This window comes from Asaia sp. VD9, from assembly GCF_037150015.1.
GTDB lineage: Bacteria > Pseudomonadota > Alphaproteobacteria > Acetobacterales > Acetobacteraceae > Asaia.
Genome location: NZ_JBBCQM010000001.1, coordinates 143,234 through 156,759 on the forward strand (window position 1 = coordinate 143,234; position 13,526 = coordinate 156,759).

Sequence of the window (13,526 nt, forward strand, 5' to 3'; positions counted from 1 at the left end):
GTTATTCTGCCGCCTGTGCTGTCAGCGAGCGGACATAGTTTTCCTGGTCGCGTTCGATTTCGCTGACCGGGACATAGTAGTCCACATCATTGTTGAAGCTGCGCAGGATGACCGTTGCGAACACGCCGATAAGGGCGAGCGCTGCGAGCCACCAGATGTACCAGATCGCCGCGAAGCCGAGCACGAAGCTGAAGGCACCGACGAAGAAACCGGCAGCCGTGTTCTTCGGCATATGGATCGGTGCGAGCACCTTACCTTCATAGCTGCGACGGCCCATCTGCTTCTCGGTATGGAACGTATCGATACCGTGAATGTCAGGAAGGACGGCGAAGTTATAAGCCGGCGGAGGCGAGGACATCGACCATTCCAGCGTACGCGCATTCCACGGATCGCCCGTGAAATCACGGCTTTCCGGCAGGTTGCGGTCGCGGATAGACACGTAGATCTGCATCAGCTGGCAGACGACACCCAGAGCGATGACGGCAGCGCCGAAGCCTGCGATCAGCATCTGAACATGCCAGTCGGCATTGTCGTAATGGTTCATACGGCGCGTCATGCCTTCGAAGCCCGCGATATAGAGCGGCACGAATGCAAGATAGAAGCCAACGAACCAGAGCCAGAAGGCGCGCTTGCCCCAGGCCTCGTTCATCTTGAAGCCGAGAACCTTCGGCCACCAGAAGTTCAGACCGGCAACGTAACCGAAGTAAACGCCACCAATGATCACGTTGTGGAAGTGGGCAACAAGGAACAGCGAGTTATGCAGCACGAAGTCGGCTGCCGGCATCGCCATCATGACGCCCGTCATGCCACCGATGGAGAAGGTGACCATGAAGCCGATGACCCAGTACATGATGCCGTTGAACTGAATACGACCCTTGTACATGGTGAACAGCCAGTTGAAGATCTTCACGCCCGTCGGGACGGCGATGATCATCGTGGCCACGCCGAAGAAGGCGTTGACGTTCGGGCCTGCGCCCATGGTGAAGAAGTGGTGAGCCCAGACGATGAAGGACAGAACGCCGATCGCAAGCGTGGCGTAAACCATCACGCGATAGCCGAAGAGGGGCTTGCGCGAGAATGTCTGGGTGATTTCCGAGAACACGCCGAAGGCCGGCAGAACCAGAATGTAAACTTCCGGGTGACCCCACGTCCAGATGAGCGAAAGATACAGCTGAACGCTGCCGCCGCCATCATTGGTGAAGAAGTGCATACCCAGATAACGGTCGAGCGCGAGCTCCGCCAGAGTAACCGTCAGGACCGGGAAGACCGCCATGATCAGAACGACCGTGACGAAAGCCGTCCAGGTGAAAACGGGGAGCTGCATCCAGCCCATGCCCGGAGCGCGCATCTTCACGATGGTGACGAAGAAGTTCACGCCAGTGAGCAAGGTACCGACACCTGCGAGCTGCACCGCCCAGATGTAATAGTCCACACCGACACCGGGGCTGAACTGCTGCTCGGACAGAGGCGGGTAAACCAGCCAGCCGCACTGAGCGAATTCACCAATGAACAGCGAGACGTTGATCAGAACCGCGCTGATCGTGGTCATCCAGAAGCTCAGCGAGTTCAGGAACGGAAAGGCCACGTCACGTGCGCCGATCTGCAGCGGCACGATGACGTTGAGCAGACCCGTCATGAACGCCATGGCCATGAAGAAGATCATGATCGTGCCATGGGCGGAGAAGATCTGGTCGTAATGGTGCGGGGGCAGATAGCCCGGGTTGCCATTATAGGCCAGAGCGAGCTGGCTGCGCATCATGATGGCGTCGGCGAAGCCGCGGAACAGCATGACGAGGGCAAGCACGATGTACATGATGCCCAGACGCTTATGGTCGACCGAGGTCAGCCATTCACGCCACAGATAGCCCCATTTGCCGAAATAGGTGATGGCACCCAGAACGGCGAGAGCGGCAATAACGACACCGGTGAATGTGCCAACAAGAATAGGCACATCCAACGGTATCGCTGAAAGGGTTAACTTACCTAGCATGTGTCCCTATTCCTTCATCTGCATGTCGGACATGGCGGACTGCATGTGCATCACCTGACCTGTCGACTTGTCGATGACCGTACCATTATTGTACTTGGCCACGATCGTGTCGAAGAGGTTAGGCTGAACATGCGCGAAATACTTGACCGGTGCCGCTTCCTGGGGAGCAGCAACCTGCGGGTAGTCGGCTGAGTCGAGCGAGTCAGACGCGCCCTTCACCTTGTCGACCCACTGGTTGAAGTCATCATCAGTCATTGCCAGCGTACGGAACTTCATGTCCGAAAAGCCGCGACCCGTGTAATGCGCTGCTTCACCCAGATAATCGCCCGGCGCGCTGGCCAGAAGATGAAGCTGGGTCTGCATGCCGGCCATTGCATAGACCTGCGTGCCCAGACGGGGGATGAAGAATGACGTCATGACGGAGTCAGACGTGATGCGGAAGTTGATCGGTGTGTTCACCGGAACCGCAAGCTGGTTAACCGTTGCGATACCCTGATCCGGGTAGATGAACAGCCATTTCCAGTCGAGCGCCACAACCTCGACATTCAGGGGCTTGCGCCCTGCCGCCTCAGCCGAGTGAAGGGGGCGATACGGGTCGAGTGTATAGCTCGTCCAGATCGCAATCGCACCCAGAATGACGATCACGACCGCCGGAACACCCCAGACGAAGAACTCAATCTTCGTGGAATGATCCCAGTTCGGCAGATACTCGGCCGACTGATTACCCTCGCGATACTTCCAGGCAAAGAAAAGCGTCATCAGGATCACCGGAATCACGATGCACAGCATCACGCCCAGTTCGATCAGGATAACGTTTCGGTTCTGAATTCCCACCGGCCCACGCGGATCGAGCAGATCGAGCGTACAGCCAGAGAGAAGAAGTGCCGGCGCTAGCGGCAGGAGCCGCCGCAACTTCGGCAAAAGTCTATTGTTCATTGTCTGCCCCGCTCGTTGAACCGACCGTCAAGCTCTTTGGCTGCGCTACGCTGCCGCTCAACCCGACCACGGCTTGGTCGAACATGGCGACAACACCTTCAGGGGATGTCATCCATCTCTCCTATTCCAGTTGACGACGCATCGGTTGCGCAACGTGATACCTGCATCCGGCATTTGTCGAATGAAGATATAACGTTACGTATGCTGATGGCACATCGACCTTCAGCGTTGGTATGCGTCATCCTTGCCTCGCCTTACTTCAGCATGGAGTATTTCCGATCGGAAATCCCGCATGCCTGCACACCGGGCATCGGCGCCCAGCACTGTTCTGTTGTTTCCGCCCGATTGGCCAGCAAAGCAAGCACTGATCCTTACTTTTCCGGTGTCTGTTCACAATTTGAACACAGGCTAAAGCGTTGTTTTTCAGGAGGTTGAGGCAGAGAGGCACGTTTTCGCCTCAATTCATTGCGGATTTTTTAGATTCAGTTCAGATAGAAATGACAAGTTAATTAGACCGAAATAGTACGGATAAACAAAAACGGGGCGCATCTGAGATGCGCCCCGCCAAGTATACAGACAAGCTGGATACTAATTATCCGTTATTGTTATTACGAACGCCCATGAACTGGAGCAGAAAGGTGAAGAGGTTGATGAAGTTCAGATAAAGGGAGAGCGCATCATAAACACTGCGCTTGCCCATTTCCTCAGGGCCGACATAGGCTAGGTAGTATTGGTACGTAGCCCGTATACGCTGAGTATCGAATGCCGTCAGCACGGTGAACAGCGCGACACCGACCACACTGACAACGAACGCCATCATCGCGCTTTGGAGGAAGATATTCACCACCAACGCAATCACGAGCCCAATCAGACCCATGAACAGGAACGAGCCCAGGGAGCTGAGGTCACGCTTCGTGGTGTACCCCCAGAGCGACATAGCGGCGAAAGTCGCTGCAGTGACGAAGAACGTGCTCGCCACCGAGGTGTGCGTATAGACCAGCAGGATGTTCGAAAGGCTCGCCCCCATGACGGCGCAGAACGCCCAGAACAGACCCTGCGCCGCCTGGCGCGAAAGGCGATTGACACCAAACGACATGACCATAACGAACGCAAGCGGCGCGAAGATGGTCAGCATCCCGAGCCCTGTCGGGCGTATCTGCATCCCTGCCGGGGTCAGCACATGATGGAAAAACAGATCGCGCAGCGAAGTCTCGGCCACAGCAAAGGCCACAACGCCGGTGACAACCAGACCGGCCGTCATCCAGTTATACACGCTGAGCATGTAGGCGCGCAGACCGGCATCGACCGTATCGAAGCTGGCAGCCCCTGCTCTCTGCGACGGGCTGCTAGAACGAGGATTTGGAACGAAAGCCATGACACCCTTTCCTGAAATATGGCCGGACCGGCCTTTTGTCGTTTCAATGTGGCGTTTTTAACATAGCGGTCAAGTGAGGCAGGTCATCCGACATGCTAAGATACAGAGGCGACCCGTTCTGAAACCGGAGCGAAGCCGCGCGTTAAGGTTTGTGATGATAATGCAAAACCCTCACCACACGCCATCGAATTGCGCGCCCGAAGCGTCAGGCCCAGGCGCGGTCGCCACTGGCAAACCTCGGTAAGATAGCGCCACGCCAAAGCCTGCCCATCACGCATGCCGTTTGGGCCTTACCCCCTTTGCAGCAGGATCACTCCATGCGCCTCTTCACCGCTCTCGATCTTGCAAGCGAACATAAGCGCCTTCTTTCCTCTCTTCGTCGCCCGCTTGCAGGTGTGACCTGGTATCCCCCGGAGAGCTACCATCTCACGCTGCGCTTCATTGGCGACATACGCGCACGTCCCATGATGGAAGAGATCGACCATGCTCTGGCAGGAATCACGGCCGAGCCGTTCGACCTGACCCCTTGCGGTGTGGGATTGACCCCGCAAACGGCGCGCACGAGACTTTGGGCTGGTGTCGCCCCCTCCCCCAGCCTGACCACCCTTCAGTCGCGCGTTGAGAGCGTCCTGCGTCGCTGCGGGGTTGGTGTGGAAAAGAGGCGTTTCGTTCCGCATATCGCCCTTGGGATAGGTCCGGATGAGCCGGGCGCGGATATCATACGCTGGATGCAGCAAAATAATCTGATGCGCGGAAAAGCCCTGAGTGTGGAACATTTCACTCTCTTCCGCTCCCATCGCACAGCGGACGAGCCACATTACGAAGCTTGCGCCGACTATCCGCTCAGTGCCCATGCTCTGCCGCGGAACGAGGCATGGTGAACGCTCACGCCTCCGGGGGCGCTGGCGAAACTCTTGCAGATCTGGTCGGTCGTGTCCGGCAATGCCGCCTTTGCACGCCCCATCTTCCCCTTGGCCCCAAACCGCTTATCCACGTATCGCCGCATTCGCGGATCCTGATCGCGAGCCAGGCACCCGGGACCATCGCTCATGAGAGCGGCAAATCCTTCTACGACCCTTCCGGTCGCAGATTGCGCGACTGGATGGGCCTGGATGAGGAAGCGTTTTACGATACGAACAAGGTCGCGATCCTGCCCATGGGGCTTTGCTATCCGGGACGCCTCCCCAATGGGGGCGACAAACCACCCAGAGCTGAATGTGCGCCGGCCTGGCGCGATCAGGTCCTTGCGCGTCTGACCGAACTGCGCCTGGTTCTGCTCGTCGGGTCCTACAGCCAGCATTATACGCTGGGTCGCGGCGCCGTTACGGATCGGGTCCGGGAATTCAGGCGCTATCTGCCGCGGTACTTCCCACTCCCACACCCCTCATGGCGCACAGGAGTGTGGGAAAAGCGCGCGCCCTGGTTTAAGGCCGAGGTCATCCCTGCCTTGCGCGAGGCCATACAAAAAGCGCTATCGGACGATAACCCACCCTCCGGGACTCATCCTGTCTCAATGGCACAAGAACGGAATGGCTCAGCCTAGCGCGCGTACGTGCTTCAGCGTGGACACGACAAAACCCTCCAGCCCCGCGAACAGGATCTGAATGCCGATGCAAAGGAGGATCAGAGCAGCCAGCCGACTGACGATGCGCGCCCCGGTGCGCCCAAGCGAACTGACGATCCGCTCGGCATAGCTGTACAGCACGACCACCGTCAGGGCGATGGCAAGGACTGCCAGCGACAGGCCGATGATATAGCTTGCTGAAGATGCGCCCAATGTACGCCCCGAGCTGAGAGCAATCGCCACGGCGATGCTCCCTGGTCCGACAGTGAAGGGCATGGCCAGTGGAAAAAATGCGCGGTCGCCCAGATCATTATCCTGGTTGGCCGTATCGTGATCGAAGACCTGCCGTTCCTTGCGCGCTTCGCTCTCCTCTGGTGCAAGGAGCAGCGTCCAAGCGCGGGAAGCCACTACGAGCCCGCCGGACACGCGCAGGGCGTCGATAGTGATACGGAAAAAACTCAGGATCCAGCCACCGAGCCAGACCGAAACCATGAGGATGATAAAGGAATAGAACCCGACCGTACGGGCAAGCTTTACGACCTGAGGACGTGGCCGACCCAGCGTCGTCTGAGCGAAGATGAGGGAGGCCCCGAGCGGATTGACGATGGAAAACAGCGCCGAATACGCCATGAGCCAGATTGCGGTGACATCACTGAAATTGACAGGCTGCGTCAGCACATGCGGCAGATGCATTACCCTGCCCTGTCGTGACGCGCCTTGACGGACAGAAAATTCCGCGAATGCAGCAAGCGACGCAAGCGCCGATGCTCGCCGTCCAGAACTGCCCGCACGGCCTGCAGATCCTGGGCAAGGCAGCACAGCACTCCACTCTCCCCCGGGCCATTGGGACACACGGTCATGCCGATGTCATGATAGACCCCAAGCAGAGCCTGGCCCACCTTGATAAAGACAGGATGGCGCCCTTCCTCCACGGCAAGATCGCGCAGACGCCAGATCGCGGCAATGCATTCGGCCTCCGCGCCCGCCGGATCCCCAACTCCAATAATAAATTGACCCGTTCGCAGAAACGGAATGCCTGCCAGTCCGTTGTCGTTCAGTATAAGCCCGCTCGGACGCCTAGGACCCAGCTCCTCAAGAGCATGAGCAAGGTTTTTATACAAGACCTCACTCTCACTGTTCCACGGGCGCACCAGTACATGGCTGCGCCTCAACATCTGGATGACCGCAACAATACCGAAAACAGCAGAAACACCCAGCGCCCAGCGTACAACAGACGTATGCGCATCATAAATGAGCGAACGCCACCAGGAATGGCCAAGGTGGTGTCGCAGCGCAAACAGTCCCACACTGGCGAGACTGACGACCCAGAGAGTTACAGGCGCCATAAGAGTCGGGCTGAGCGGCTCAGCAAACAGCTTTGCCTTGCGGTAATAGCAGGACCGAAATGGCGCGATCAGGAACATCACCATCATCAGACAGAGCGGGATGCCGAGCGGACCCTGACGCAGAATCACAAGCGGGATAGCCAGACCGAGCAGGGTCAGTGCGGCACGCCATGCGGCCGTAACGCGCTGCGCCAGCCCTGCCGCCACACCCACCAACATCACCCCCGTCAGGCAGAGCAGAAATTCAGCTGCCTGAAGCATGAGATGGGTAAAGGCGCTGCCGACCAGGGGCGCTGGTACCGCCACCGCATAGAACACGAGCAGAATGCCGGTCCCGGCAACCACCCCCGTTGCGACCGTGACCGAAAAATCCGCTTCTGATTCGCGCACGACCTGGCTGGGGCGGCGTACGGCCAGAGCCCCCGCCACCGCACCGCGACGGCGCGCCCAGGCGGCATCCCCACGCAGAAACAGCTCATGGGCTGCAAACATGCCACCCGCGAGGAAAAGCGGGATGATGTAATAGAACAGCCGGAACGTGAGGATGACGCCGAGAATCTGCGGTGTCGGCAGATAGGGCCCGAGCGCGAGCAACATGGCCCCGTCAAACACCCCCAGACCGCCTGGCACGCTGGCCACGAGGCCTGCCGTGTAGGAGGCGATATAGATCGCCAGAAAAGCCGGGAAACCGATCGCCGCCTGGGGAGGCAACAGCACGTAGGCGATCATGGCCGTCATGGCCATGTCCGCAGCACTGACCACGACTTGGGCCAGGGCCACGCGAAACCCGGGTACATCAAGTGTGTACCGCCAGATGCGCATCTGGCGGTACCGCAGGGAGACGCCCAGATAGGCGAGCACACCCAGCCAGGCTACCGCACCGGCCAGTTGCAGCACCATGTGGGGAAGATGATCGACCAGCGGTATGTGACCCGGCTCGAACAGGAACACGCCGCCGATAAGCGCCATGGCGCCCAGCAGATAGGTCGTAGAGCAGAACGCGATGATCTGGGCGATACCGCCGGGTGAGACGCCCCAGTTGCGATAGAGCCGAAAGCGTACCGCAGCACCCGAAATGGCCGAGCATCCAAGATTATGCGAGAGCACATAGGAGCAGAAAGCGGCGAAGGCGGTCCTCAGAAAGGACTGCTTTGTGCCGATATGATAGCAGGCCAGCCGGTCGTAGAAGGACAAGATGAAGTAGGAGAGCACCGTGCATCCCACACCGGCAGCGAGCGCCTCGGCCGGAATAGACTGAAATGCTGTCCTGATGTCAGCCAGAGAGAGCGATTTGAGCTCCTTCTGGATGACATAGATGGCCGCAACGAGAAGAATCAGCCCGAGCAGCGCGGGCAGCCGACAAGCCAGACGGCGCCACCCACTCGCCGAGCGGGGCTCGCTTTCCTCACAGCTGCTTTTTGTCTGTTCCTGAACGGTCATGAACCCTCAACCAAGGAAGCTGATCGTCTCTGTTGCGGTCACTTTCACTCTGCAGCGTCAGAAATGTCACGGGCGAGCGCTCCCTCGATCAGCGAAACCGTTTCCGGCAGGCCGAACAGGGAAGCGAAGATCCCGAAACGTGGCCCTTCTGTCTGGCCAAGCAGAACCTCATAGAGGCACCCAAACCAGGCACGGAGGGGCTGAATCTGATGCTTTTTGCCGATTTCGAAGACGATATCCTGAACCTCGACGGGAGATAGGCCGGGATCGGCAGTTTTCAAGGCATCTGCCAGATCCTGAAGCGCAACGCGTTCAAGATCGGTCGGCGCACGGAATGTCTTGGCCGGTCGCACGAACTCCTTGAAGTAGACCAGGGCGTGCCCGACCAGACGATCCACGTAAGGGTGGGTTTCCGGCGAAAGGCTCGGATCATAACGGCGCAGGAACTTCCAGAGTGTGTCGCTGGATTCCGCATTGGCCACCGAGGCCAGATTGAGCAGCGCGGTGAAGGAAACCGGGCTGGACAGACGCGTATCAAGCGCGCCGCCATGGATGAACCATGCAGGATTGGCGCGCAGCACTGACTCATCCTCGGTCACCACGGCCTTGTCGAGATTGGCCAGATACTCGTCCATCGCACGCGGGATCACATCGAAGAACAGACGCTTGGCACGTGTGGGCTGGTTGAACATGTACTGCGCCAGACTCTCGGGGGGCGCATAGTGCAGCCATTCTTCTATCGACAGGCCGTTACCCTTGGATTTGCTGATCTTCTGGGCGTTCTGGTCAAGGAAGAGCTCATAGGTGAGCCCAGCCGGGGGCGCCTTGCCCAGAATACGGCAGATCTTGCTCGAGAGCTTGACGCTGTCGATCAGGTCCTTGCCCGACATTTCATAATCGACGCCCAGCGCATACCAGCGCATGGCCCAGTCGGCCTTCCACTGCATCTTGGCATGACCGCCAAGCACAGAGGTCTCGAAGGTCTCGCCCGTTTCAGGGTCCTGCCACTGCACGGTCGCGGCAACAGGATCAACCTTGGTCACCGGCACCTGCATGACCTGACCGGTGCGCGGATGGATGGGCAGAACTGGCGAATAGGTTGCGCGGCGCTCGGCGCCGAGTGTCGGGGCGATGGTTGCCACCACCTCGTCATGCACTTCAAGCATGCGACGCAGGGCCGCATCGAAACGCCCCGAGGTGTAATAATCCGTGGCGGAAGCGAATTCGTACTGAAACCCGAAACGGTCCAGAAATTCGCAGAGCATGGCATTGTTGTGGGCCGAGAAACTCTCGAAGCGACCAAAAGGATCGGGAATTCGGCTGAGCGGTAGACCAAGATGCTTGGCGAGCATCTCCTGATTGGGCACATTGGTCGGCACCTTGCGCAGCGCGTCCATATCATCGGAAAACGCGAGAAGACGCGTCTTGCGACCGGTCAGACGCTCATAGGCAAGACGCACCCAGGTTGTACGTGCCACTTCGCCGAACGTGCCGATATGAGGCAGGCCTGAGGGCCCGTACCCGGTTTCCAGAAGGGCCGGAGCCTCTCCGCCGCGCGCCTCGACATGCGCCGCGATTTTTCGCGCCTCCTCGAACGGCCAGGCTTTTGGCAGGGCGAGAGCATCGGGAGGGACAGGAGCGGTGTTTTGGACAAGGTCGGACATGATTGGATGAAAACTAGAAATAGTTCCGTTCCGGGTCAAGCAACATGGCGTTATGCGCCCCGTGCGCACCCCCCTAATACCGCATAATAACCCTATCGATCGATTAATTGCGCATCGCTTGCCACGCTGTGATCTCCTCCCTCTTGTGAAACCTGAATACGCATCCTGGCCGCCCGATGCGCGAGAAGGATCACGTTCACCCGCAGTTTCGTCCCTGTAAAAGACGTTCGGGCGGACGAAGCGTGAACACGCACTGGCGATCTGGGTCCGCTGCCTCTATCATGAGGGCGATGCCCACGCCCTCCCGCGCTTCGCCCTATGATGCCCCCGCCCTGATCACGACGCGCGCGCGTGCCTCAATTCTCACGCCCGATGGCGAGATCCTGTCGCTCGATGCAAGCGAGTCTGCGGCCGTGCTGGCCACCCAGCCCCCTCCGCTGCTCATCCATGGTCCAGCGACCATTCGCCGTCTGGGCCTGACCCCGCCCGGACAGGTTGTGCCCTGGTTCGACTTGCTGGAGTTGTTTCTCTTCCTTTTCCCGACGCGCTCAGTGGTACCCACACCGCGCGGCATGGGGCTGGCGCTCGGCCTGACGCCTCCCGACCCTTGCGAGGCCGATTTCCTCCTGCTGATCCTTGAGAGCCTCCGCCAGGCGCTCGAGGCCATGAAGGACAGCCGCGAAGCGGAAACGCTCAGCGCTCTCCTACCCCTCCTGTCGCGCGCAGGCTGGGTCTGGTCGGGCTTTGTCGAATCCGTCCTGCAGGCCAATCCGGGCCAACATCGCCACCCTTATGAGGCGCTGCGCGTCTGGCGTCGTCTCCCGCGCTGGGAGGAAATGGCCCAGAGACCGCCGCCGGGCAGCCGTCCGGTTGCCCCTGCCGAAGCCCGTCTGCGCCTGACACGCATTCTTGGTGACGGGGCGGAAACACGCCCCGGCCAGGCCGATTACGCCTCGGCAGTGACCCAGGCCCTGGCCCCTCGCGAAGGCGCAGGCATTCCTGAAATTGTGCTGGCCGAGGCCGGGACGGGCACAGGCAAGACCCTGGGTTATATCGCCCCCGCCAGCGTTTGGGCGGAGCAGAATGACGGACCCGTCTGGATCTCGACCTATACGCGGCATCTTCAGCGCCAGATCGAGCAGGAGGTAAGGCGCCTCTATCCCGATGAGTCAGAAAGACGCGACGCGGTCGTGCTGCGCAAGGGTCGCGAGAATTATCTCTGCCTTCTGAACATGGAAGATGCGGTCAACACGCTTGCCTCGCGCCCTGCCCCCTCGTTTCCTGCCCTGATCGGTCTTGCCATGCTGGCCCGATGGGCCGAGGCGAGCGAAGACGGGGATCTGATGGGGGGCGATCTGCCTGGCTGGTTTGGCGATATCTTCGGCGCCGGTACCCTGTTCGGCATGGCCGATCGCCGGGGCGAATGCATCCACGGAGCCTGCCCGCACTACCAGACCTGTTTCGTCGAGCATTCCATCCGACGCGCACGGGGTGCGAGGCTCGTGATCGCCAACCACGCCCTTGTCCTGTCGCAGGCCAGCTGGTCCAGCCTCGGGCGCGACGACGTGCCAGATGAGGACCAACTCCCGACCCGTTATTTCTTCGATGAAGGGCATCATCTTCCCGAGGCTGCCGATAGCGCCTTCTCCCTCGCGCTTTCCGGGCTTGAAGCGGCGGAATTACGCCGATGGCTGCTTGGGGCCGAGGGGAGCCGCTCCCGGGCGCGTGGGCTTCGTCGCAGGCTGGAGGATCTGGTGGCGGGATCGCCGGTACTCGACGCCCCGCTCGAGGCCATATTGGGTGCGGCTCACGGGCTTCCCGCCCCCGGCTGGCTGGGCCGCCTGAACGGTCAGGACGATGCCCCGCAGCCTGCCGTGCCGGAACTAATCACCAATCCTTCCGAACAGTTCTTTCAGGCCCTGAGGGCTCAGCTTGAGGCACGCCGTATCGGCGCGCAGGGAAACGACTCCTCGGAATGCGGCCTGCATCCTGCTGGCGAGGCGCTGCGAGAGGCCACTGCCCCACTCGACACGGCACTGCGCCGCCTGCTGGCACCGCTCAATACCCTTGTGGAGCGTCTGAAAGCGCTGCTGAGTGAGCCCGACGATGCGCTCGAGGCGGCGCAGCGCCTGCGCATAGAGGCCATGATCCGCTCCCTGCGTCGGCGCGCCATCGCGCGGGTCGAGGGCTGGATCGCCATGCTCGATACCGTACTCGACCCGCAGGACGAAGCCCAGAGCGCCTATATCGACCTCATCCGCGCCGAGTATATCCCCGGACGCCCCGGTGAGCAGGATATCGGGCTCCATCGCCACTGGCGTGACCCGACCATCCCCTTTGCCTCGGTCATGCAGGGCCCGGCGCATGGCATGCTCATCACCTCGGCGACGTTGCGCGACCAAACGCCCGCCCGAATGAATGATGGCCCTGATCCGAGACAGGTCGAGCAGAGCTGGCATGCGGCCGAGATCCGTCTGGGAACCCCGCATTTCATCAAGCCACCCTTCAGGGCCTCCCTGCTCAGCCCGTTCGATTACGCGCGCCAGACGCGCGCGCTCGTCGTGACCGATATACCGCAGAATGATCTCGATGCGCTGGCCGGCGCCTATCGTCTGCTGTTTCTGGCATCGCAAGGCGGCGCGCTGGGACTGTTCACGGCCATCTCGCGCCTGCGCGCCGTCCATCAGCGTATCGCCGCACCACTCGAAGAAGCCGGGTTGCCGCTCTATGCCCAGCATGTCGATACGATGGATAATGCGACCCTGGTCGACATCTTCCGTACCGAGCTCCATTCCTGCCTGCTAGGCACCGATGCGATGCGCGACGGCGTGGATGTGCCGGGTCAGGCGCTGCGTCTGGTCGTTTTCGAGCGCACACCATGGCCCCGCCCAGATATCCTGCATCGCGAACGGCGCAAGGCTCTCTCCCCCGATGACCCGCGCGATTACGATGACAGGCTGACCCGCATGAAGCTGCGTCAGGCCTTCGGGCGGCTGATACGCAAGGGCGATGACCGGGGTGTATTTGTCATTCTCGACCGGCGCATGCCCTCGCGGTTGCTCTCCGCCTTTCCGGAAGGGGTCTCTATCGAACGGGTCAGTCTTGCGGAGGCTGTTCGACAGATCGGCGCGTTCCTGCCCGGCGTCGACACCGGCGACGTCCCGCATGCAGGGTCTATTCCGAGGATAGAGTTAGACGAATGAGGCACATC

10 protein-coding genes are annotated in these 13,526 nt (G+C 60.2%); 4 read left to right on the top strand and 6 right to left on the bottom strand.

Going from position 1 to position 13,526, the window contains the following annotated elements:
• Nucleotide 1 precedes the first annotated feature (1 nt).
• Together cyoB and cyoA are read right to left on the bottom strand one after the other, a co-directional pair.
• Nucleotides 2–1,990, bottom strand: a complete 1,989-nt coding sequence (gene cyoB, locus WFJ47_RS00680; protein WP_127101180.1) for a cytochrome o ubiquinol oxidase subunit I — start codon at nucleotides 1,988–1,990, stop codon at nucleotides 2–4.
• 6 nt (nucleotides 1,991–1,996) lie between these two features.
• Complete coding sequence (gene cyoA / locus WFJ47_RS00685) at nucleotides 1,997–2,926, bottom strand: ubiquinol oxidase subunit II (protein ID WP_127101182.1); 930 nt, start codon at nucleotides 2,924–2,926, stop codon at nucleotides 1,997–1,999.
• On the opposite strand from cyoA, the gene WFJ47_RS00690 reads away from it, so the two are divergent.
• A complete protein-coding gene (locus WFJ47_RS00690; RefSeq protein WP_255424151.1) occupies nucleotides 2,926–3,060 on the top strand; it encodes a hypothetical protein in 135 nt (44 codons plus the stop codon). The genes cyoA and WFJ47_RS00690 overlap by 1 nt on opposite strands.
• A gap of 458 nt (nucleotides 3,061–3,518) precedes the next feature.
• Here the strand turns inward: WFJ47_RS00690 and WFJ47_RS00695 are convergent, their stop codons facing one another.
• Complete coding sequence (locus WFJ47_RS00695) at nucleotides 3,519–4,301, bottom strand: Bax inhibitor-1/YccA family protein (RefSeq protein ID WP_336760182.1); 783 nt, start codon at nucleotides 4,299–4,301, stop codon at nucleotides 3,519–3,521.
• A gap of 317 nt (nucleotides 4,302–4,618) precedes the next feature.
• Between WFJ47_RS00695 and thpR the strand changes: the two genes are divergently transcribed.
• Together thpR and WFJ47_RS00705 are read left to right on the top strand one after the other, a co-directional pair.
• The gene (gene thpR / locus WFJ47_RS00700) at nucleotides 4,619–5,182 is read left to right on the top strand and encodes an RNA 2',3'-cyclic phosphodiesterase (RefSeq protein WP_336760183.1); all 564 of its coding nucleotides are present in this window, start codon (nucleotides 4,619–4,621) and stop codon (nucleotides 5,180–5,182) included.
• Nucleotides 5,176–5,844: a uracil-DNA glycosylase family protein gene (locus WFJ47_RS00705; protein ID WP_336760184.1), complete on the top strand. Its 669-nt coding sequence runs from the start codon at nucleotides 5,176–5,178 to the stop codon at nucleotides 5,842–5,844. Before thpR ends, WFJ47_RS00705 begins: the two co-directional genes overlap by 7 nt.
• On the opposite strand, the gene WFJ47_RS00710 is transcribed toward WFJ47_RS00705, so the two are convergent.
• The 3 genes from WFJ47_RS00710 to WFJ47_RS00720 are packed head-to-tail and all read right to left on the bottom strand — an operon-like array spanning nucleotide 5,836 to nucleotide 10,315.
• Entirely contained in the window at nucleotides 5,836–6,558 is a 723-nt protein-coding gene (locus WFJ47_RS00710) for a MarC family protein (RefSeq protein WP_127101190.1), read from the bottom strand. The genes WFJ47_RS00705 and WFJ47_RS00710 overlap by 9 nt on opposite strands.
• Entirely contained in the window at nucleotides 6,558–8,651 is a 2,094-nt protein-coding gene (locus WFJ47_RS00715) for a lysylphosphatidylglycerol synthase domain-containing protein (RefSeq protein WP_336760185.1), read from the bottom strand. Before WFJ47_RS00715 ends, WFJ47_RS00710 begins: the two co-directional genes overlap by 1 nt.
• A 44-nt stretch (nucleotides 8,652–8,695) precedes the next feature.
• Entirely contained in the window at nucleotides 8,696–10,315 is a 1,620-nt protein-coding gene (locus WFJ47_RS00720; RefSeq protein ID WP_336760187.1) for a lysine--tRNA ligase, read from the bottom strand.
• Nucleotides 10,316–10,605: 290 nt separating this feature from the next.
• Between WFJ47_RS00720 and WFJ47_RS00725 the strand changes: the two genes are divergently transcribed.
• Nucleotides 10,606–13,518, top strand: a complete 2,913-nt coding sequence (locus WFJ47_RS00725) for an ATP-dependent DNA helicase (RefSeq protein WP_336760189.1) — start codon at nucleotides 10,606–10,608, stop codon at nucleotides 13,516–13,518.
• Nucleotides 13,519–13,526: the final 8 nt, after the last annotated feature.